At 58.5% G+C, this 22,055-nt stretch carries 12 protein-coding genes; 9 read left to right on the top strand and 3 right to left on the bottom strand.

The window, feature by feature from the left end; genetic code table 11:
- The first annotated feature begins 363 nt into the window (after positions 1-363).
- The 5 genes from dnaA to FRZ40_RS11030 all read left to right on the top strand — a co-directional run bounded on the left by dnaA (position 364) and on the right by FRZ40_RS11030 (position 8,535).
- Positions 364-1,920, top strand: a complete 1,557-nt coding sequence (gene dnaA / locus FRZ40_RS11050; RefSeq protein ID WP_240057136.1) for a chromosomal replication initiator protein DnaA — start codon at positions 364-366, stop codon at positions 1,918-1,920.
- Between the two features lie 257 nt (positions 1,921-2,177).
- A complete protein-coding gene (gene dnaN, locus FRZ40_RS11045) occupies positions 2,178-3,281 on the top strand; it encodes a DNA polymerase III subunit beta (RefSeq protein WP_028363927.1) in 1,104 nt (367 codons plus the stop codon).
- A gap of 113 nt (positions 3,282-3,394) precedes the next feature.
- Entirely contained in the window at positions 3,395-5,866 is a 2,472-nt protein-coding gene (gyrB, locus tag FRZ40_RS11040) for a DNA topoisomerase (ATP-hydrolyzing) subunit B (protein WP_147234131.1), read from the top strand.
- Positions 5,867-6,672: 806 nt separating this feature from the next.
- Entirely contained in the window at positions 6,673-8,070 is a 1,398-nt protein-coding gene (locus FRZ40_RS11035) for a hypothetical protein (protein WP_147234130.1), read from the top strand.
- Between the two features lie 177 nt (positions 8,071-8,247).
- Complete coding sequence (locus tag FRZ40_RS11030; protein WP_147234129.1) at positions 8,248-8,535, top strand: hypothetical protein; 288 nt, start codon at positions 8,248-8,250, stop codon at positions 8,533-8,535.
- A 308-nt stretch (positions 8,536-8,843) separates the two neighbouring features.
- On the opposite strand, the gene FRZ40_RS11025 is transcribed toward FRZ40_RS11030, so the two are convergent.
- Genes FRZ40_RS11025 through FRZ40_RS11015 form a run of 3 tightly spaced genes read right to left on the bottom strand, consistent with a single transcriptional unit; the run spans position 8,844 to position 15,166 of the window.
- On the bottom strand, positions 8,844-11,960 hold the full coding sequence (locus FRZ40_RS11025; RefSeq protein WP_147234128.1) for a type I restriction endonuclease subunit R: 3,117 nt from the start codon (positions 11,958-11,960) through the stop codon (positions 8,844-8,846).
- A 33-nt stretch (positions 11,961-11,993) separates the two neighbouring features.
- A complete protein-coding gene (locus FRZ40_RS11020; protein WP_147234127.1) occupies positions 11,994-13,331 on the bottom strand; it encodes a restriction endonuclease subunit S in 1,338 nt (445 codons plus the stop codon).
- Positions 13,328-15,166 carry a type I restriction-modification system subunit M gene (locus tag FRZ40_RS11015; RefSeq protein WP_147234126.1) on the bottom strand — a complete coding sequence of 613 codons (1,839 nt, stop codon included), beginning with the start codon at positions 15,164-15,166 and terminating at the stop codon, positions 13,328-13,330. Before FRZ40_RS11015 ends, FRZ40_RS11020 begins: the two co-directional genes overlap by 4 nt.
- Before the next feature lie 882 nt (positions 15,167-16,048).
- Between FRZ40_RS11015 and FRZ40_RS11010 the strand changes: the two genes are divergently transcribed.
- Genes FRZ40_RS11010 through FRZ40_RS10995 form a run of 4 tightly spaced genes read left to right on the top strand, consistent with a single transcriptional unit; the run spans position 16,049 to position 21,676 of the window.
- Complete coding sequence (locus FRZ40_RS11010) at positions 16,049-16,840, top strand: hypothetical protein (protein WP_147234125.1); 792 nt, start codon at positions 16,049-16,051, stop codon at positions 16,838-16,840.
- Entirely contained in the window at positions 16,837-18,849 is a 2,013-nt protein-coding gene (locus tag FRZ40_RS11005; RefSeq protein ID WP_147234124.1) for a transposase family protein, read from the top strand. The genes FRZ40_RS11010 and FRZ40_RS11005 overlap by 4 nt, the downstream gene beginning before the upstream one ends.
- A complete protein-coding gene (locus tag FRZ40_RS11000) occupies positions 18,846-19,835 on the top strand; it encodes an ATP-binding protein (RefSeq protein WP_147234123.1) in 990 nt (329 codons plus the stop codon). The genes FRZ40_RS11005 and FRZ40_RS11000 overlap by 4 nt, the downstream gene beginning before the upstream one ends.
- Positions 19,832-21,676: a TniQ family protein gene (locus FRZ40_RS10995; RefSeq protein ID WP_147234122.1), complete on the top strand. Its 1,845-nt coding sequence runs from the start codon at positions 19,832-19,834 to the stop codon at positions 21,674-21,676. Before FRZ40_RS11000 ends, FRZ40_RS10995 begins: the two co-directional genes overlap by 4 nt.
- Positions 21,677-22,055: the final 379 nt, after the last annotated feature.

Below are 22,055 nucleotides of genomic sequence, written 5' to 3'. Positions count from 1 at the left end.
AATAACCGCGCGAGCATCGCTGAAAGTGCAATGGCCGGAGGTTCGAAAATTGGTTTTCGCGGAACCCGCTATTTAAACCGCTTTTCTCTGAGCCGTCAATAGTTTAGGGCGATGATCCACAGGCGGCTTCTCTCGCCGCTGTTTGATCGGGCCCTGTGGATAACTCACTTTGCCTGCCGTTTTGGCGGTAGAATCTCGCCTTACTTCCCAAGAATCCTGCACGCCGCCCCGGCCCGCTTGACCCCGCAAACCCTTGTGGCACAAGCGTCTGGGGCTTTTCTGCCTGGCAGCTTCGGGCCTCGTCGCGTATCCCGCGACCAGAGCGCCGGCGGATCGCGTCGCATACATAACGATAGCAACTTGATGAACGAATTCTGGCAACACTGTTCCGCATTGCTGGAGCGTGAATTGACGCCCCAGCAGTACGTGACGTGGATCAAACCGTTGGCCCCGGTCGCCTTCGACGCCGATGCGAATACCCTCAGCATCGCTGCGCCGAACCGTTTCAAGCTGGATTGGGTCAAAAGCCAGTTTTCGGGCCGCATCACCGATCTCGCACGCGATTTCTGGCATTCGCCCGTCGACGTCCAGTTCGTCCTCGATCCCAAGGCAGGCGTGCGTGCAGCGCCTGCTGCACCGGCGCGCCCGTCGCCCGTCGGCGCGCACAATGCGGCTGCGGCCGTCGATGCCGCCGTCGGCGCGGTGCAGGCGGCTCACCTGGCGCGCGCGGGCGGCATAGCCGGTCTCGGCGTGCCGACGAACGCCGCGCAACTGACCGACGATGCCGCCGACCTCGATCTGCCCAGCCTCGACGCCAACGAAGCCGCGGCAGCACGCCGCACGTGGCGTCCGGGCGCGGCCGCGCAGGCGGCGAGCAGCGAGAGCGATTCGACGTACGAGCGCTCGAAGCTGAACCCCGTGCTCACCTTCGACAACTTCGTGACCGGCAAGGCGAACCAGCTGGCGCGCGCGGCCGCGATCCAGGTCGCCGACAATCCCGGCATTTCGTACAACCCGCTGTTTCTGTACGGTGGCGTGGGCCTCGGCAAGACCCACCTGATTCACGCGATCGGCAATCAGTTGCTGATGGACAAGCACGGCGCGCGCATCCGCTACATCCACGCGGAACAGTACGTGTCGGACGTGGTGAAGGCGTATCAGCGCAAGGCGTTCGACGACTTCAAGCGCTACTACCATTCGCTCGACCTGCTGCTGATCGACGATATTCAGTTCTTCTCGGGCAAATCCCGCACGCAGGAAGAATTCTTCTATGCGTTCGAGGCGCTGGTTGCGAACAAGGCGCAGGTGATCATCACCAGCGATACCTATCCGAAGGAAATCTCAGGCATCGACGATCGTCTGATCTCACGCTTCGATTCCGGCCTGACCGTCGCAATCGAACCGCCCGAGCTTGAGATGCGCGTCGCGATTCTGATGCGCAAGGCGCAATCGGAAGGCGTGAATCTGAACGAGGACGTTGCGTTCTTCGTCGCGAAGCATCTGCGGTCGAACGTCCGCGAACTGGAAGGTGCGCTGCGCAAGATTCTGGCGTACTCGAAATTCCACGGCCGCGAAATCACGATCGAGCTGACCAAGGAAGCGCTGAAAGACCTGCTGACGGTGCAGAACCGGCAGATTTCGGTGGAAAACATTCAGAAAACGGTCGCTGACTTCTACAGCATCAAGGTCGCCGACATGTATTCGAAGAAGCGGCCGGCCAACATCGCGCGGCCGCGCCAGATCGCGATGTATCTGGCCAAGGAACTGACGCAGAAGAGCCTGCCCGAAATCGGCGAGCTGTTCGGCGGTCGCGACCATACGACGGTGCTGCACGCGGTGCGCAAGATCGCCGACGAGCGCGGCAAGGACGCGCAGCTGAATCACGAACTGCACGTGCTGGAGCAGACGCTGAAGGGCTGACGTCGGGGGGAAAGGGCAGGATCGAACCGAAGGGTTACTCGAACCTGCCGGAAAATTCGATCTGTTTATTGCGCAAGCCACCCCCAATTTAGGGAAGTGCTTCCATTTTCAGGCACAATACAGGTTTAACCGCCCGGCAAAAGCGGGCGGGATTCACGCCGTGACTGGCGCAGTACGACGCCGGCGGGGGGCCGGGGCCGCGCGTTTCAATCTAGCCGGGCAAGGCGCGCAGGCCGTCACATCAACGAAGGAACTCTATGCAACTGGTCAAGACCGAACGCGATAACCTCCTCAGGCCGCTGCAAACCGTGAGCGGCATTGTCGAACGCCGTCATACGTTGCCGATCCTAGCCAATTTGCTCATCACCAAGAACGGCCCGGACGTCTCGTTCCTGTCCACCGACCTCGAACTGCAAATCACCACGCGCGCCGATTTCGGCGTCGGTGGCGAATCGGTGGCCACTACGGTGGCGGCGCGCAAGCTCCTCGACATTCTGCGCGCGATGCCCGACGGGCAAGTCACGCTCACCCTGAACGACAAGCGTCTGACGGTGCAATCCGGCAAGAGCCGTTTCGCGCTGCAAACGCTAGCGGCAGACGAGTTCCCGACCGTCGCTCAAGCTAAAGACTTCGGCGCGAACCTCGCGGTTCCCCAAAAGACGTTTCGCCAGCTGCTCGGCATGGTCCACTTCGCCATGGCGCAGCAGGACATCCGCTACTACCTGAACGGCATGCTGCTGGTGGTCGACGGCGACCAGCTGATGGCCGTCGCGACGGACGGTCACCGTCTCGCGTTTTCGTCGATGAAGATCGAAGGCTCGTTCGCGCGCCAGGAAGTCATCATTCCGCGTAAGACGATTCTCGAACTGCAACGTCTGCTCGAAGACATCGACGACGTGCTCAAGATCGATATCGCGCCGACGCAGGTCAAGTTCACGTTCGGCGGTGTCGAACTGGTGTCGAAGCTGGTGGAAGGCAAGTTCCCCGATTTCCAGCGCGTGATCCCGAAGTCGCACAAGAACACGTTCGTGATCGGCCGCGAAGAGCTGCAGCGCTCGCTGCAACGCGCGGCCATTCTGACCTCGGACAAGTTCAAGGGCGTGCGCTGCATCGTCGAGCCGGGTCAGCTGAAGATCATGTCCACCAACGCGGACCAGGAAGAAGCGCAGGAAGAACTCGAAATCGCTTATCAGGGCGACAGCATCGACATCGGTTTCAACGTCACGTATCTGCTCGACGTGCTCGCGAACCTGAAGGTCGACATGCTGGAAGTGAGCCTCGGCGACGCCAGTTCGAGCGCGCTGATCACGATTCCCGAGAACGACGAGTTCAAATACGTGGTGATGCCGATGCGCATCTGACGCGTCCAACACGAAGAACACATCAAGGGGCGCAGCGCCCCTTTGGTGTTTTTATGGTGTTTTGAAAAGCCTCGAGCAGTAACGAAGCAGTAACGCAGATCCGGAAGAAATCCATGACTGATACGAACAACTCGCAACCCGATAACAGCTACGGCGCCTCGTCCATTCAGATCCTCGAAGGTCTGGAGGCCGTGCGCAAGCGGCCGGGTATGTACATCGGCGATACGTCGGACGGGACCGGTCTGCATCACCTCGTGTTCGAGGTGCTCGACAATTCGATCGACGAGGCGCTCGCCGGTCATTGCGACGACATTCAGGTCATCATCCACGCCGACAACTCGATCTCCGTGACCGACAACGGCCGCGGCATCCCGACGGGCGTCAAGCGCGACGACAAGCACGATCCGAAGCGCAGCGCCGCTGAAATCGTGATGACGGAACTGCACGCGGGCGGCAAGTTCGACCAGAACAGCTACAAGGTGTCAGGCGGCCTGCACGGCGTGGGCGTGTCGTGCGTGAACGCGCTGTCGTCATGGCTGCGCCTTACGGTGCGCCGCGACGGCAAGAAGCACTTCATGGAATTTCACCGTGGCGTGCCGCAAAACCGCGTGATCGAAGAGGTGGACGGCGAACGTCTGTCGCCGATTCCCGTTGTCGGCGACACGGAAAATCGCGGCACTGAAGTGCACTTCATGGCCGATGAGACGATTTTCGGCAACGTCGAATATCACTACGACATTCTGGCGAAGCGTATCCGCGAACTCTCGTTCCTGAACAACGGCGTGCGGATTCGTCTCACCGATCAACGCTCGGGCAAGGAAGAAGATTTCGCTTTCGTCGGCGGCGTGAAGGGTTTTGTCGAGTACATCAACAAGACGAAAACCGTGCTGCACCCGACCATTTTCCACATTGTCGGAGAGAAGGACGGTGTGGGCGTCGAAGTGGCGATGCAGTGGAACGACAGCTACAACGAAAACGTGCTGTGCTTCACGAACAACATTCCGCAGCGCGACGGCGGCACGCACCTTACCGGTCTGCGCGCGGCAATGACGCGCGTGATCAACAAGTACATCGTCGACCACGAAATCGCGAAGAAGGCGAAGGTCGAAACGTCTGGCGACGACATGCGTGAAGGCTTGTCGTGCGTGCTGTCGGTGAAGGTGCCTGAGCCGAAGTTCAGTTCGCAGACGAAGGACAAGCTGGTGTCGTCGGAAGTGCGCGCGCCCGTGGAAGAAGTGGTTGCGAAGGCGCTCGAGGAATTCCTGCTCGAAACGCCGAACGACGCGAAGATCATTTGCGGCAAGATCGTCGATGCTGCGCGTGCGCGCGATGCAGCGCGCAAGGCGCGAGAAATGACGCGGCGCAAGGGTGTGCTTGATGGCGTCGGTCTGCCGGGCAAGCTGGCAGACTGCCAGGAGAAAGATCCGGCGAAGTCTGAAATTTATATCGTCGAGGGCGACTCGGCAGGCGGCTCGGCGAAGCAGGGCCGTGACAGAAAATTCCAGGCCATTCTGCCGTTGCGCGGCAAGGTGCTGAACGTCGAAAAGGCTCGCTACGACAAGCTGCTGTCGTCGGAGCAGATCGTCACGCTGATTACCGCACTGGGCTGCGGCATCGGCAAGGAAGACTACAACCTCGACAAGCTGCGTTATCACCGCATCATCATCATGACCGACGCTGACGTCGACGGCGCGCACATCCGCACGCTGCTACTGACGTTCTTCTATCGCCAGATGCCGGAGATGATCGAGCGCGGCTATATCTACATCGCGCAGCCGCCGCTGTACAAGGTGAAGGCGGGCAAGGACGAGCGTTATCTTAAGGACACGGCCGAGTTGAACGCGCATATGCTGCGTTTGGCTCTGAACGGTTCTGAACTCGTTGCGTCGGAAGGCGCGACGCCGATCACGGGCGACGCGCTCGGCGAACTGGCCCGTTCTTATTTAATGGCGCAGGCTGTCGTAGATCGTCTGAGCAAGCTGTACGACGAAGCGGCGCTCGGCGCAGTGATGGATGGCGTGACGATCGACCTGTCGAGCGAGCAGTCGACGGAAGCGTCGGCCCACGCGCTGCAGGACAAGCTGCGCGACGATCCGCTCAAGCCCGAAGTCAACGTGATTGCGATGTACGATCCGGTGCGCGAGCTGCGTTCGCTGCGCGTCGAGCGTCGTCACCACGGCAACGTGAAGGTCTCGGTGATCGATGAAGAGTTCCAGCTGACGGCGGATTATCAGCAGCTCGTGAACACGGCGAACACCTTCAAGGGCTTGATCGGCGAGGGCGCCGTCATCAAGCGCGGCGAGCGCAGCATGGCCGTAGGCGACTTCAAGAGTGCGATGAAGTGGCTGATCGCCGATGCGGAACGCAACGTGTCGAAGCAGCGCTATAAGGGACTCGGTGAGATGAATCCCGAACAGCTCTGGGAAACGACGATGGATCCGAGCGTGCGTCGCCTGTTGCGTGTGCAGATCGAAGACGCGATCGCGGCGGACGGGATCTTTACGACGCTGATGGGCGATGAGGTCGAGCCGCGTCGGGCGTTTATCGAGAGCAATGCGTTGCGGGCGGGGAATATTGACGTTTGAGGAGTAATGTAGATAGACGCATAACCTGAGAAAAGCGGACCCATAAGTTGAGAAATTTATGGGTCTTTTCTATTGGTAGCTTGAATTTATCGACGATTCGTTGACGGGCACCGGTGCTCTTCGGAAACCAAGAACGCGGTCATTGACGTCCTTGAGAGCGACGTACACAAAATGTGAAATCTGGCGAAGTCGGTGACGGTGGAGCAAGAGAGGTCGTCGCGGCGGTGTACTGCGAAGTTGCATTAATTTCGGTTGCGGGCGCTTGAATTTGGTTTGGTTACGAGGGCCTTTTGTGCCGCTAAGCTCTGCCTGACAAGGCGAGGAGTTCCGAAAGCAACGAAAGGCGCCTTTCGAGCTCGAGTCGCCTCCGCGAGTAGTCTTCGAAGAAGGATGCGAACCGGCACTGTCCCCAACGCACGGCTTCAACGAGTAACTCACTTGTTGCATAGCAAGCGCGGCCCGCTCTAACTACAACTGCGGGCTCCCGGTTTGAGCGCCGAAATGGGCGGCGCCGTGCGCTGCATGATGAGAAGCCGTATCTAGGCCCCGAACTGCCAGCGCACCTCTTTGACATCTACGAACCGTTTTACGAGAAATCGACGGAGCGGGCCGAACCGAAGCGAAGGGTCATCGCCGATTGACGGGTACGTGACGGGCGTTGGGTGGCTGAAAGGTCTGGAGGGTGGGCGGCTCACGCCTGCAATGGGGCCGCGAACATCTGCTTAAAGGGGCGTCACTCCTGTGCAATTTGCGAAATCTGCCAGACTCGACTCCTCGAGCTCGCACCTTTATGGCGTGGGAACAAAATGTCCAACCAAGCAATCGCATCGTATCTCCCGGATTTACAGCTCATCAAGCTGGGAGCTGACCTCCCTGCCTTCGCTGACCCGGAAAACCCAAGGGGCATTGAGGGACCCCACGAACTCGCGTACTTCTTCCATGAGTGGGTTCATTTTTTCCACAATGTTTCCACGATTCATGGTCTGTCCGCGTTTGCCAATCTAGTACACCTCTGGGGGCATTTCCGCAGCTCTATCGGCGAGGACGGCCTCAGTCGAGGTTCGGCCTCGCTTTCTGACCAAGAGAATCTTTGGCTTCATCAAAAATTTGCGTTCTCCAATGCGGAGCGCGCCCGGCGGCCGAACCCGTTGCCCCCAGGAGCGAAAGTCGAATTGGTCACAGTAACGGGCGTAAATTTCCGAGACGCATCACTCCCAGGACTGCCGCTCACAACGCGGGTCATCGTGTGTGACCTTGAAATCCACAATGACCAGGGCGACCATTTCCCAGCAAAAGTTGAAATCGGCTCACATGAGATTGTCGAGTCGGTCGCGTGCATGCTGGAAGAGAGGCTGACGCGCAAGTGCGGCGCAACTCCCAGGCCGCTTGAGTTTGCACCATACTACTTGCTCAGGGTTTTGGCGCAGCACGTGGCACCGACTCTTTCAGATGAATGCGTTGCCGCGTGTGGACTGGCAGCGCTTCAGGACTCCGACCCACCATCAACACTTCTTGACGTCTTGAGACGTGCGGAGCTTGAAAAAACGAAGGGAAACGACCCTTTGCAATTCGTTGCGAATACTCAATCTCGTCTCCTGCATGACGCCAGGAAGTGGATTGACGAACGGCTGGAGGAAATCGAAACGCGCTTCCCCAACGACGAGCCGATGGCCCGCGCGGTTAGGAAGACGCTTGCAACAATTCGATGGAATTTCGAGTTCAGACGGCACTCTCCGCTCGTCGAGTTCTCACTAATTGACCTGATTGCATCGGACTGCAATACCTTAACGCAGATACTGGCCGTCTTCGGAGGCTGCGCAGTGCTGCAGCAACGACCAGGCTACGATGACGACGTCGAGCGCGATGTTCTCGTTGAGTTTGTGCTGGACACCGACGACAACCAGGAACTCTACGAAGGAAGGCGGATAATGCACGCAGCGTTTCGCTTTGTCGCCCTACACGCTGGACGCGACGGGTCGCTCCTTGCTACCTCTGAGATTGCCGAGACTCGTAGCAACATGTGCCCGTACTACACAACGTGCACGACAGAAACTCGCAAGGAAAATCCGACTGTATGCGCCGAGAAACCGTGGCAAACTATCACCCAAGGCAACCTATGCTGGTATGGGCGCGCCGTGCATATTATCGCGTCACCTGAAATCGCAGCGCGGCGCCCAGTGTTCAGTACACCATTGCAAGCCTGAAGAGTCAGCCTATCCTTGATGTCAAGGATATGAGCTTGCAATAACCGGGCATCTAACTCGTACTGTGGGCGAACAACCTCCAATCGACTCGGCAGCTTGTCATAGAACACGCACAAATGAGCAAGGTCGCAAATCCACTACTTGCTTGTCAACGAGAGAAGACAGGTCCTGTATCAGTTGTCTCTTTACCAGCTCATCGAACTTCACGGTACCGAGTTGGTTAGTGCGCTGATTCTGGACACGCCGAATCAGCAGGACCAAGCACCGATGAACTATGAGGTCATCCACAAAGCCATCATGAAGTACGTCCGCAAGGATGGCCAGTTAGTCCTCTGCGCTACGCGGTCACCCGCCCTCAAGGCATACGAGGCGGGTGCCCACGTAATCGAGCTTGATGGCACGAAGTTGCTCACCGAGAAAGGCTTCGGCGAGGTGAAGGCAAACTTCGACGACGTCTTTGCCTGAAACGATTATCCGTGGCTGTGAGTGAGGGCCATGCCTAGCGAGGCTGTCGAATCAGCAGCCTTGGCCTGCACACCTGGACATGATGTTTGCGGACGGAACATTGGTCGTGCGGCCCGCTGCTGTCGGCGGGGAGCAAGCCGCATCATTCGATAAAAGTGTCGCTGTTTTCCACCGTGTGACTGAAGACAGCCACTTTCATGTCATCGAGTTGCCAGAGATATAATCAATTTTATTTTTTTGCGATGCCACGATTCTTGTTGAACCGGTAAAGACCTGTTTTTGCCTCCCGGTATGCCCTCGGGGTTCGCCTACAGTCCTGCGCTACGTGGGCCGGTGTGTCGTTCGCGCAGCGCCTCATACAACTGCGCCGGCCCGAGCAGAACATCCTTGATACCGTCCTGAATCCGTTGCGAACCGAGCGCCTGGGTGCTCATCTTGGTATGTGCGTCGAACGCATCGATGATAGCGTCCGTGATGGCCTTTACCAGGTCCGGCGAATTCGAGAACTGCTCCTTGCTGTTGCTCGCGGCCTGCTGGACCAACATCTCGTTCTCGAGCAGCTTGCCCTTGATGACGCCGTTAACGTAAACAAGCTGGTCGTCGTCGGTCAGCTCGCCCTCGAATAGCCCGTTCACCTTCTGGATAATCTCGTCGAGCAGGACCTTGTCCTTATCTTGGACAGCTCCAGTGCCAACCTCGTCCATCGCCGGGAGCTTCGGAGTTTCACCTTGCTTCAGGTCAAGCGCGCGCTTGCCCGTATTGCGCAGGTTATGGTGGGTCAGCACCACCTTCGACAGGTCAACGGTATCGCGCTCACGCCCGAATTCCAGCAGGGGAATCAGACGCTTGTAGAAGAGGAAGCGCTTCTCGATGTCCGTATTGCCGTAATCGAAAATCTGCGACAGGAAGGCATACAGGCGAACGAATACGCCCATGTCGCTCTTAAACAGCACCAGCGCATCGAGCGCGTCCTTGGCTGCCTGCTCGGCATCCGTGTTTTTCTGTTCAATCGCCGCAGCACGGGCCTGTTGAGCTGCCTTGTATTTCGTCAGCAGGCGTTGGGCCACGGGCGCAATCGCGGCACTAAGTTGCTGCTGAGTGCCCCGCGGGTCGAGTTCGACCTTCGCAACCCGGTCCACCTCGAAGTCGTCGTAGTGACCGCTAGCGTCGAGCTTGGCACGCAGGTCATAGACCAGATGCGGGTCGGTTTTCGCTTCCAGTTCGGCCGTCTCGTAGTACGTCTTAAACGCCTTCAGGATTTCGTCGGCGTCGTTAATGAAATCGAGGATGTACGTGGTGTCCTTACCCGGATGTGCGCGATTCAGGCGTGACAGCGTTTGGACAGCCTGGATACCACCCAGCATCTTGTCGACGTACATGCCGCACAGCAGAGGCTGGTCAAAGCCCGTCTGGAATTTATTGGCAACCAGGAGAAGGTGATAATCCGGCTTCGCGAACACCTCGCGGATGTCGCGGCCGTTCAGGCCCGGGTTCAGCTCCTTGCTCCTTTCGGTGACCGGCGCCGGATAGCTTTCCGGGTCGTCAATTTCACCGGAAAAGGCGACCAGGACGCCGAGCGGGTAGTTCTGCTGCTGGATATATACCCTAATGGCCTTCTGCCAGCGAACCGCTTCCTTCCGACTCGCGACAACGACCATCGCCTTCGCCTTGCCATCCAGTAGCGGCTGGACGTTCTCACGGTAGTGCTCGACGATAATCCGCACTTTCTGGCTAATGTTGTACGGATGAAGCCGAACCCACTGCATGATGCCTTTCATGGCTTCACTGCGCTCGACTTCCTTCTCGTCGTATTCCTTGCCGTCGTTGGCCAGCATGAAGGCGAGCTTGTAGGTCGTGTAGTTCTTCAGCACGTCGAGGATGAAGCCTTCCTCGATGGCCTGGCGCATGCTGTACACATGAAACGGTTCGGGCAGGCCAGCGGCGTTTGGACGGCCGAACAGCTCCAACGTCTTCTGTTTGGGCGTCGCGGTAAACGCAACATAGGTTAAGCCCGCGCTGCCCGTGCGCCCGGTCATCTGTGCCGCGAGCAGGGCTTCGGTATCGACTTCACCACCGTCCTGCAGGTCGGCCCATTCCTCGGCGGACAGGAGCTGCTTGAGCTTGGCGGCAGCCTCGCCCGTCTGCGAGCTATGCGCCTCGTCGGCAATCACGGCGAAGCGCTTACCTTCGGTGGCGGCCAACGACTGCACAGCCTGCAGTGCAAACGGGAACGTCTGGATGGTGCAAACGATGATTTTCTTGCCGCCCTTCAGGGCTTGCGAGAGCAGCGCGCTCTTGCTGCCGTTCTCGTTGGTGATGGTTTCGACAACGCCGGTCGTGCGCGAGAAATCGAAAATCGCTTCCTGTAACTGGGCGTCGAGTACCGTGCGGTCCGATACGACGAGCACGCTGTCGAACAGTTTGCTGTTCGCAACATCGTGCAGGTCAGCAAGAAAGTGCGCGGTCCACGCAATCGAGTTTGTCTTGCCGGAGCCGGCCGAGTGTTGAATCAGATAGCGCTGGCCGGGACCGTTCTGCAGAACGTCGGCGACCAGCTTTCGGGTGGCGTCGAGCTGGTGATAGCGAGGGAAGATGACGCTCTTTGGCTGCTTCTTGTCATCGCGCTTGACGATGAGATAGCGGCCCAGGATTTCGAGCCAACTCTCGCGGGCCCAGACTTCGTCCCACAGGTAGGCCGTTGCGTAGCCATTCGGATTCGGCGCATTGCCGGCGGCGCCCTGGTTGCCGCGGTTGAATGGCAGAAAGTAAGTGCTCGTGCCTTCCAACTTCGTCGTCATCTGTACTTCGCTCTGGCTGACGGCGAAATGCACCAGCGCGCCACCCGGGAATCCGAGAAGAGGCTCAGCGAGACCACCTTTCGGATGCGGATAGCGGTCGAAGCGGTACTGGTCGACTGCATCTTGGACGCTTTGAGTGAAGTCAGATTTCAGTTCGACCGTCGCGACCGGGATGCCGTTGGCAAATAGCACGAGGTCGATGGCGTCGTGAGGATTGTTCATCGAGTGACGCACCTGCCGCAAGACGCGCAGCCGGTTGGCGGCGTAGAGCTTCTGGATTTCCGGGTTCAGGCCGAGTGCAGGCTTGAACTGGATGAGTGAGAGCGGCTGCTTCAAGCCAAGCATCTCGACACCACGGCGCAGCACGTCGAGCGTGCCGCGCTCGTTCATGTTCTTGCGGATGCGCTCGGCCAGCACCGTGGCCAGCGTCGAGCCATGGTTGGTGGTCAAAGTCTGCCAGGCATCCGGTTGGGTGGTTTCAATCCATGCGAGCAGGTCGGGGAGGTAGAGCGCGCTGGTCCGGTCGTAACTCGGTACTGCATCACCTTGCTCGTACAGCCAGCCGTGCTGCGCCAGATGTTCACAGATGGCCGTCTCGAAATGATGTTCCTGGTGCAGGTTGCTCATGCTATCCCCGAGGCTGCTTCGTTCTTGTTCGTTTCAGGCTGCGGCCGCCATGGCCGATGAGCGCTCGCGAACGTCGATTTTGCCAGTGACCGCAGCGGAAATCAGGGCGCTGCGGCGCTCTTTGAGCAGGGCGATGGCACATTTTGCTTCAACGTCGAGGGAATCGAGCTTTACCACTTCCGAATCAAGCCAACTAACAATTCCAGCTTGCTCTTTCGTTGGAGGAATCGTCATCTTGAATTTTGCTATAAGGCCCACGCTGAGATTCATTTGGCTAGTTTCGTTTCCGCTATCACGAACATGGTCGTACGCGGCCATGAAGAAATATCGGGCAAAACTGGGAAGGACACGAGGCCCGAACGACATTGCTGCACACGCTTGATTGTAGGCAGCCTCAATTTCAAGCAACGCAACTCGCCCGCGAGTCACGCCCTGACCGTACATTGCCATAAGCAAGGTTCCAGGCTTCGCGAGCTTTGTAGCTGAATTCGCCAAGCCTTCCTCGGATATGAACTCTTCCGATTCTGAGATTGGAGCCCAATTAATTTCACCGGTCTTGAGCCAAGGTATTGAACCATTCCAGAATCTGGGCTCTCCTCTATCTGGAGTGGCACCGGTCTCAATCGAGCATAGATAACCAAGTGCTCCAATACCCCAATGGATTGGCACCTCGCCCAACCACTCCACGCCTGAATCTTTCATCGGCACATCCGGATTGAGCCCGCGCGTGACTGCGCGCGAAATAGTGGCCTGACGTTTTTCCGCGAGCAGTTCGAGGAGCTTTTCCTGCTCCGCAATCAGGGTGTCAATCTTGCTGGTTTCACGGTCGAGGAAAGCTGCGATGGTGCCTTGTTCCTCCGGCGAGGGTAACGGGCAAGAGATACTCCCTAGCAATTCAAGATTTAGCCCATCCCGTAAGTCGCCGCCTGCCATGTTTCGGATGTTTTGATAATTGCTTACGAGCCACCAATACAAATACCTGGCAGCCAAGCGCTCGTTAGGTATCAGTGCCGCCATAGACTGGTTGCATGTTGTAGGAAAAGACACTTGGGCAACCATGCCTTTTGTTTTGCCTTGACCGGCCAGCGCCATCACCAGAGCATTTTGGGGAACCCATTTTGCACTGCTGTTTGCAAAAGCTTCTTCTGTTATGTATGCGGAAGGTTCTTCAATGATTGGAGAGTTTACAGCCCCCGAATTTAACCAAGGAATGGTTCCATCCTCCCAGTAATCTAAGCGATTCTTATCTGGAGTACCTCCAGAGTAGCGGGTACTCAACCATTTCAAAGAGGCGATTTGCCAATGCTGAGGAACGCGGTCGACCCAATCAATCCCTGACTCTCGATAGAGGTTGTAGGCAGGCAAACTCATTCCGCCAACTCCTCAAGCATCTCCATGATGTTGGCGGACACGGCCTTCAGTTCTTCATCAATCGTGTGCAGGTCGCGCGGTGGCTCGAACACGTAGAAGTACCGGTTGAAAGGAATCTCGTAACCGACCTTGCTCTTTTCCTCATCAATCCAGGCCTCCGGCGCATGAGGCAGCACCTCGCGCTCGAAGTACGCGGTAATGTCCTCTGAAAGCGATATGTTCTCGGTATCGCGCAACGCGCTATCGGCCTGTGGCTTGCCTTTCTGCTTCCCCTTTACGCCGCGCACAATCTCACCGTTTTCATCGCGCTGGGGTCGCTCGACCGTGATGGTTGTGTAGCCAAAATCCTTGTTCCTGAAGATGCGCGAAATCGGCGCGAGCTTGACCGTCTCGCCAGCCATGACCTCGGGAACTTGCTCATTGGCGGCCACAATATGACGAGCGACTTCCTTGCCATCAGCATTGAACACGGTCGCGAGCTGTGCTTCCACGAAGCCGCCGAACAGGCGCGTCACGTCTGCAATCTGGTCGTCCGACATTTCCTTGCGCTTGCTGCCGAGCGACTTGCGCATCTTTTGCCAGAAGCTGGAAGCGTCGACGAGCTGCACCTTGCCTTTACGGGCGGCCGGTTTCTTGTTCGACAGAATCCACACGTAGGTCGCGATACCAGTGTTGTAGAACATGTCGGTCGGCAGGCCCACGATGGCTTCGACCAGGTCGTTTTCCAGCACGTAACGGCGGATTTCGCTCTCGCCCGAGCCGGCACCGCCGGTGAACAACGGCGAACCGTTCAGCACGATGCCGAAGCGGGAACCACCATCGACCGCAGGCCTCATCTTCGAGACGAGGTGCAGCAGGAACAACATAGAACCATCCGAGACCCGCGGCAGACCAGGACCGAAGCGGCCGTCGAAGCCTTTGTCTTCGTGCTCCTTGCGCACAGCCTTCTCGACCTTCTTCCATTCGACGCCGAACGGCGGGTTCGACAGCATGTAGTCGAACTTGCGCGTCGTATGTCCGTCGTCGGACAGCGTATTGCCGGCGACAATATTGCCAACATCCTGCCCCTTGATGAGCATGTCTGCCTTGCAGATGGCGAAGGACTCGTCGTTGAGCTCCTGACCGAACATGTTGAGACGGGCAGCGGGGTTGTGTTCAAGCAGGAACTCCCCTGCAACGGACAGCATGCCCCCCGTACCTGCCGTCGGGTCGTAGATGGTGCGCACGACCGCATTGCCGGGCTGCAGCACCTCGTCGTCTTCGATGAACAGCAGGTTCACCATCAGGCGAATCACTTCACGCGGCGTGAAGTGCTCACCGGCGGTCTCGTTCGAGATTTCCGCGAACTTGCGGATGAGCTCCTCGAAGACCAGTCCCATCTGCGTGTTGTCGACAGCCTCGGGATGCAGGTCGATGTTCGCGAACTTCTCGACTACGAGATACAGCAGGTCCGCCTTGGCCAGCCGCTCAATTTGCGTGTGAAAGTCGAAGCGTTCGAAGATGTCCTTCGCGTCGGGCGATAACGCCGCGACGTAGTCGTACAGGTTCTTCCTGATGTTGTCCTGGTCGCCGAGCAGTTTCACGAGGTCCAGTGGCGAGGTGTTGTACACCGCCTGCCCGGTAATTCTGCGCAGGAATGGGTCAGGGTTCAGACCGGTTTTGTTGATAGTGACAAGTTCGGACAGCACCTTTGTCTTCGTGGCATCGAGCACGCAGTCGAGGCGACGCAGTATGGTGAACGGCAGGATGACCTTGCCGTATTCAGACTGCTTGTAATCACCACGAAGCAGGTCGGCAACCGACCAGATAAAGGAGGAAAGCGCCTGATGGTTCATGGTTTCCGTAGGGATGCAGCAGGTATGTGTATATCGACCATCGCGTAAATCGCAAGTGAGTCACGTCGGACGGATTTTACCTACGGTGCGGGTATCAGGGGGCGAATTCCGATGCATGAGGCAGCGTGGAGCGAAGTATCTCGTGGGCATCATTCTTCCAGCTTGAAAATCCCCCCGACGTTGCCTAAGGTAAACCGGCGTCAACGCAATGCTGGCGCGCAGTTTTGAGAATGAACCAGTCTTCGCAGTTTGCCCGCTTACGCGGTCGAGCCCCTATTTATGAGAGGGTACGACGCAGGAGCGGGCGATGGGACAGGTCATCTTCTGGAGGGCTCGGCGGGGTGTCAGGCGGTGCGACGCGAAGCATCGCGCGTCTGCCGTCGCCGTTTCGACTGATGTTGGTGGCGTTCGCGGCGGGCAGCAGCGGGCAGCCAGGGGCCGCACTCGGGAATCGGGGCAGGACATCGTCTATCGACCAGTCCGCCACAGCCACAGGCTCGGCAAGGTTCGATGCCCTGTATCGACTGCCTGCAATACGTTTCCTGCTCTTCGTACGCGCCGTGTCGCGCTCCGAAAATCCGATTCTCGACGCTGTGTAACGCTTACGTTACAACGATGTAACGCGAAAAATATTTTTGCAGAAAGGACGCTCGTTACACCGGTCGTTCCCGGTCATTCGGCGCGTAACGTCGCCCAATCGGGCGCTAAATTCCATAGAAATCCCGCCGTAAGCCCTGCAGTTAATCACTCGTTGAACTGCATTGTGTACGACCAACATCACCTCACATCGTCAGACCGGCTCGGACGAGTCGGCATGGCTTCGCGCATCACCGCCCATCCCATCTTCTGGACCAGGCTGCATCTGACGGCGGGAGGTGCGCTATGAGCCGCATCGCTTACACCTACGGTCGCCGCGGACGTCTAAATTCCGCGAACAGCGGCATTCGCGAAACCGCACCGACATACGGCAAGTCGCGCAACAGCTCGTTCAATGAGAAGGCGGGCGGGCACTTCAAGGTTGAGCTCAATAACGAGCGGCTTGTTGCGCATCTGCTCATCATCGACCCGCGCGTCAAAGCGTTCCAGCCACAGCCGTTCACCGTCGACCTGATTGACCAGCGCATGCTTTTCACGCGAGACGCCGCTCGGCAAGCCTGGCACAAGCATCGTGATATTCCTGGCCCAAAGTTCTACACACCGGACTTCAGCGTCGACTGGACGGATGGCTTGCATCACGCCATTGAGGTCAAGGGTGAGGGCAATGAAGGCGACGACCTCTACCGGGACAAAATCGCGCGGGCGCGCCCGCTTCTGGCGGCAAATGGCTATCCGCTACGCAGCGTTGTCGTGCCCCAAAACGGCAGGCACCCGCTGCGGATGAACCCCGGTGTGCTGAAGCAGGCCATTCACCGGCTCGATGCCTGGCTGACCGATGAACTCGTTGCACGCGTGACGTCCCGCTGTGAAAGCGGCCCCATATCGGTCGGCGCGCTGTGTGCAGACCTTCGTCTCCTGCCTGGCCTGATTCCCGTCCTCCTGGTCGGCGGCGTCATCTCGGGAGACATCGCGCATCACATCATCTGTTCAACGTTAGAGGTCGGCCTGGCATACGGCGACCTCTCTCACCTGTACCTCCTCGAAGAAATGGAAAACGCACTGGGGGTGACCGGATGATTCCCACGCTACGCCTGCGGGACCGGCTCGCCCCGCCGGGAAATCACGGTGCCTACAAGGAAGTGCTCGACCCGCATCCGCACGGCGGATGCATCAAGGTTTTCGATTCCACAGAAAGACAGGACCGGTACATCCCAATCGCGGAAATTCATGACGAAATTTATCGCGGGAAGATAACTGTGCTGCGCGCAGGCAAGCCGCGTTACAGTCTTGCCGCGCAACCTGATGATGCTGAGCTGCATGAAAATAATCAGTTCGCCCGCAAAATCATGGGGAGAATCAAGGAGATTCAGAAACAGCGCGGCGTCAGCTTCCGGAACGCCTACCAATTGATGGCTGATGAGTATCAGAAGAACGCCTCACAGAATTCACGCCCGCTGCCCGGGCAGGCAACGATGTACCGGTATCGCGAACGCGACCTGGCTGGCGAACCGATGCTGCGAGGTAAGGCGAATCAGGGAAACCGGTCGTTGCGGCACCCCATCGAAGTCATCAACACAATTTGTGTGGTTGCCGAGGACCTCTACCTGGTCCCACATTCGCGTTTGACGCTTGTGGACGTTCTGAACGAAGTCAATATGCGGGTGCATGGCGAGCTTCACCCGAAAGTCGCGCGCCCAATCAGTCTCAGGTTTATCCAGAAGACCATTCAGCGCTATCTGTCGGCCGACCCTGAGCACGACCGGATGCTTCCTGAGGACGCGATTGCGGGCAAATCCATCGCAGCGAAGCGCATCATCGCTGACCTGCCGTTCCAGCGCGTAGAACAGGATGCCGTGCATCTGCCGTTCTATGTCGAAACGGAAGATGGGGTTACCAGCGACCTCTGGCTGATACATGCCATTGATTGCGCGACGAGCTACCCACTTGGCTGGCGCCTGGTTGTTGGGTCACCGACCGAACGCGAGGCGCTCGCATGCATCGAAATGTACATGGCACCGCTCAAGCTGAAGCAGCTCAAAGAGCTGGGGGTCGACCACGAGATGAACATCTGCGGGACACCCGGCCTCCTGGTTTTCGACAACGGTCCGGAAAACAAATCGGCGCGTATCGATAACCTCGAGAAACTCGGAACGGAGACCAGGTATTGCCGGGGCCGGGCTGGGCAGGAAAAGCCCTTCATTGAACGCCTGAATCTCTCGCTGAAGAAAGCAATCGGCAAGCTTATCGGCAGCACGAGATTCGACGATAAGGACGGAACACGCGACCCGGTCAAACTGGGCGACCACTTCAAGACGAAGGAAGAGCTCGAACGCTGGATTGTCCGCTGGTACTACGAGAAATGGATTCACAAGCCGCTCGAACGCCTGGAATGGGGCGTGGTGTTGTCCGAATCGCTCGATGGCGATACGCCTTACGAGCGCTGGAAGCATTTCGAATCCTCGTGCTACGCGATTTCGTTGCCCCCGTCGCGAGCCGAATGGCTCGCCGCGCTTTATTCGCACCTTGAACGCCGACTAAGTCGCAAAACCGGCATCACGATTGATGGATTCCATTTCAAGGGCGAGAACCTGCCTGGTCTGATTGATAAGCATGGTGAGCAGCAGTATCTGCACGTGCTCTATAACCGCGACGATTTCCGCGAGCTCTACATCTACGACGGCGATGATGTTCCGCTCATCGAGCTGAAGAATGAGCTCGCGACAGAGGAGACGCCTGCGTACTCGTTCGCAGAGGCTAAGGAGAAGCTCAAGAAGCACAGGGCAGGTTTTAAACCCGCTCCCCAGGCTGAAAAGTTCGACCATGACCTGCACCAGGAGATTATGTCTGACGCAGTGGCGCCGAAGCGAAAACGACCGAGCCGACGTCAGCAAAACCAGGAAACAAAGGCCCGCACCAGGGAAACCGAAGCCGTCAAGCGCGCGGCCCGGCGGCCAGCACCACCGCTGCATCCTTCGGCGCAGCCGTCGCACATCGCGCCATCTGCAGCGCCCTCGGCGACCGCGTCGTTTGCCGACATACCTCCACTTGCCATGCTGAACCGCAATAGCGGGGAGGAGTTGATTTGACACCCGCACAAAAACTGCTCGTCGCCATTGAGACGTGCGAGCTTCCGCATCCGCACTTCATGGAGCATTTTCAGCCGCTGAAGCAGCGCATCGAGAATGCGCTGGCCGGCCGTGCAAGTCGCATCGAGCGAATCATGGGCCCTTCACGAGTGGGCAAGAGCATGCTTATCAACGCGCTGGTGCGCGAATTTGGCGAAACGAAGATTGATGGGCGGCGTCGGGTCCCGGTACTCGTTGTTCCAGTTCCCACTCCAGCCACCACGCTGGAGCTACCGAAGAGCGTAGTTGCTGCACTTGGCATGCCCGTTCAGCGCAGCATCACGTCTGGAGCCATGGGCACCCGCATGCTCGAACAGTTGAAACTGGTCGGTACGCGGGTGATTATTTTCGAAGAAGCCAGCCACCTCGTAGAAGAAGGTTCGCGCGTTCCCGTACGAGCGGCCGCTGACTGGTTCAAGGCATTGGCCGACTCGCATAACTTGACGCTGCTTCTGTTTGGCGTGCCGCGCCTGAAAATCCTGTTCGATAACAACGAACAATTGCGTCTGCGCGCCTCCGCGCCGCGTCTTCTTCTGCCTTACGATTCCCGTGTCGCCGATGACATGCGGGCATTTCACTCTTGCGTTGCCGCTTTCGCCAATCTCTTCGCGGAACACCGGTTCCCAATTGCGTTGTCACCCACCGCACTCACGTACCAGTGCTATTTGCTGAGCGGAGGGCTGATAGGCATCGTGAGTCGATTCATGCAGGAACTCGCAGACAGGATGGCTGCCGAGGCCCCGCACACGCTGACGTTTGCCGATTGCCACGAAGCCCTCAAGGGAGTAACGGCAACCGGTTCTCCTAATTTTCCGGCATTCGAAAGTCCAGATACGGTTGAGAATGCAGTCGCTCCCGCCGCACTGCATCAGGCATTTTTGCAGGTGATGCGCGAAAACGACCTGGCTGTGCCCATCATCAAAAACAAACCGGAAGCTGTGCAATGAGCCTGGCGGTCACCTACCCTCCGAAAGACGACGAATCCGGACTCGGCTACTACCGCCGGCTCGTCACCGACAACGTTCTGTCAAACTGGCGCGAACTTGCGGGGCTTGCTGGCGTACAGCGTAATCGTAGCGCCTTGCTTGGTCATGCCGACTTCGTTGCGTCCCGGCTCGGCCTCGAAAGCGCGTGGACGCACTTCGCAAGCCATCAGGATGCCGCGTGCCGTAGCTGGGGACGCTTGCATCGTGCCCAGGCAGATGCAGTGTGCCCAGCCTGCTTGTCCGGAGACCGTTACCTGCGGCACTGCTGGGAGCACACCTACGTCACGGCTTGTCCAAGGCACGGCATCCACTTGGTCGACCAGTGCCACGAGTGCGGAGAATATCTTTCGCCGCACCGGTACCACATCGACCAGTGCGATTGCGGTGCAGACCTGTGCCGGCTTCCACGAGTTGCCGCAACGCGGGCCCAGCACTGGCTCTCGGAGCTGATTGGCAGCTCAGGAGAACAGGCCGGTGGTGTTGCGCCTGCGGCGTGTCACGTCGACATCGCCAGTCTGGCCAAGCTGGTTCGAACACTTTGCCTGCATGCAGACCCCACGGCTCCCGGGGCACATCGCGGTGCCGCGCTCCCGAAATCCATCACCGAAGCAATCGAATTTCTGGCGCCTCTGGAAACGTTTTTGGAGGATTGGCCGACTGGATTTCAGAAGCATGTAGAGCGACGCATTGCTGCCGGAAAGCAGGATGCCCGAACATTGAACTCCCTGCTCGGCCCGTGGTATGCCAGCCTGCGCGTTCTTTGTGTTGGCACTGCGCTGGAGCCATTCATACAGGTGGTCGTTGACGTCGCAGCGGAGAAGTTCGACGGTGTGCTTGGAATGGATGCGACGAAGTCCATTGCCGAAGATGCGACGGACTATGTCCGATTGCCGGATGCAGCCAAGGCTATCGGCGTCAGCGCATCTCGTCTGCGCAAGTCGATGGAAATCAGGGAGTGCAGTTTCCGCACTCGCCGACTGGGAACCCGAGGACAGATTTACGAAATCCCCCGTGCGGAAGTTGCTCGTATCCAGCAGCGACGCGCGGAGTGGGTTTCGGATGAGCACGCCTGTGAACTGGCGGGCGTACCTCATTCGGTACTTGCCCACATGAAGGCAGCCAAGGTCATTCTGTCGGATGTGCGCTGGCGCGAAGACCTGTTCAAGGCGGGCCAGGTCGAGCGCCAGTCGGTACTGGATTTGCATACGCGCGTCAGCCGGGCAGCGGAACCCGCAGCTATCGTGGATGACGCGAAGCTCACGTGGTCGGAGCTGACGAGCCGGAGGATGGGCGACAGGCAGGCCATCCAGTCTCTAATGCAGGCCATTGCAGCAGGTCACGTGAAAGCTGTCGCGCGCGGCCGGACATTGGGCGACATGGTATTCCGGCGTTCGGATGTTGCCGAATACTTCGGCACGCCGCTACTAGAATCCGGGATGTCCATCCAGCAGTTGACGAAAGCCACAGGTTGGAAATGGGAAAGCATCGCTCACTGGATTGGCGAAGGCCTGCTCGAGTCTGAATCGATTCAGCTTCGCGGGCAGCCGTGTCGTGTCGTATTGCCGAATCAACTGCTCTCGTTCCGGCAAACCTACGTGCCACTGGCTGACCTCGCGCGCGCGATGGGCACGAAGTCATCCGCGTTGTCGCGGTTGTTGCCTGGCATTGAGTTGGTCGGAGCACAGCGTCTACCTGACGGCGCCATTCGAGGCGGGCTGGTTCGTATTGAAGACCTTGGCCGACTCGCCGTGCTTGGTGCGCGGGCTGGGCATGACCTGTTCGTGTCAGCGCCGCAGGCATGATTTCGTTGCTGATTGCTTTTGATTCCACCAGGCTCAGCCAAAAAACAGATGCATATTTCTTCGCTTCGGGTGGTGAGGCTGAGCCCAGCCCTCCCTGGCATGCCCGGGATGCGCCTTCACTCAGCCACTGCCACCCCGCTTCGGTATGGAGCCGCCTCGCCCGACAGACTTTTCGCCTCACGCCTCTATCTTCGCCAGCGCGTCGAGCCTCTCGCGGCATCCCCCCAGTGCTCGAATTTCCCCCATGCCCTGGCGGTCAGCACCTCGCCAGCGTGAGCGGCAAGACGACATCACCGAAGCCCATCGATGGATGGGGCGGCCCCGACCATCCAGCGGCATTGCGCGCGGCGGATGGCATGTGCGTCCTTGCAATCAAGTA

It is taken from the genome of Paraburkholderia azotifigens (assembly GCF_007995085.1).
In the GTDB taxonomy this organism is placed as follows: Bacteria; Pseudomonadota; Gammaproteobacteria; order Burkholderiales; family Burkholderiaceae; genus Paraburkholderia; species Paraburkholderia azotifigens.
Note: the sequence above shows the minus strand (reverse complement) of the source record. Positions and strands in the feature narration are given on the sequence as shown.

Excerpts from the sequence above, each read along its gene's own strand:
- FRZ40_RS11035 (WP_147234130.1), top strand. The coding sequence starts at position 6,673 with ATGTCCAACCAAGCAATCGCATCGTATCTCCCGGATTTACAGCTCATC.
- FRZ40_RS11005 (WP_147234124.1), top strand. The coding sequence starts at position 16,837 with ATGATTCCCACGCTACGCCTGCGGGACCGGCTCGCCCCGCCGGGAAAT.
- FRZ40_RS11010 (WP_147234125.1), top strand. The coding sequence starts at position 16,049 with ATGAGCCGCATCGCTTACACCTACGGTCGCCGCGGACGTCTAAATTCC.
- gyrB (WP_147234131.1), top strand. The coding sequence starts at position 3,395 with ATGACTGATACGAACAACTCGCAACCCGATAACAGCTACGGCGCCTCG.
- FRZ40_RS11015 (WP_147234126.1), bottom strand. The coding sequence starts at position 15,166 with ATGAACCATCAGGCGCTTTCCTCCTTTATCTGGTCGGTTGCCGACCTG.
- FRZ40_RS11020 (WP_147234127.1), bottom strand. The coding sequence starts at position 13,331 with ATGAGTTTGCCTGCCTACAACCTCTATCGAGAGTCAGGGATTGATTGG.
- dnaA (WP_240057136.1), top strand. The coding sequence starts at position 364 with ATGAACGAATTCTGGCAACACTGTTCCGCATTGCTGGAGCGTGAATTG.
- FRZ40_RS10995 (WP_147234122.1), top strand. The coding sequence starts at position 19,832 with ATGAGCCTGGCGGTCACCTACCCTCCGAAAGACGACGAATCCGGACTC.
- FRZ40_RS11025 (WP_147234128.1), bottom strand. The coding sequence starts at position 11,960 with ATGAGCAACCTGCACCAGGAACATCATTTCGAGACGGCCATCTGTGAA.
- dnaN (WP_028363927.1), top strand. The coding sequence starts at position 2,178 with ATGCAACTGGTCAAGACCGAACGCGATAACCTCCTCAGGCCGCTGCAA.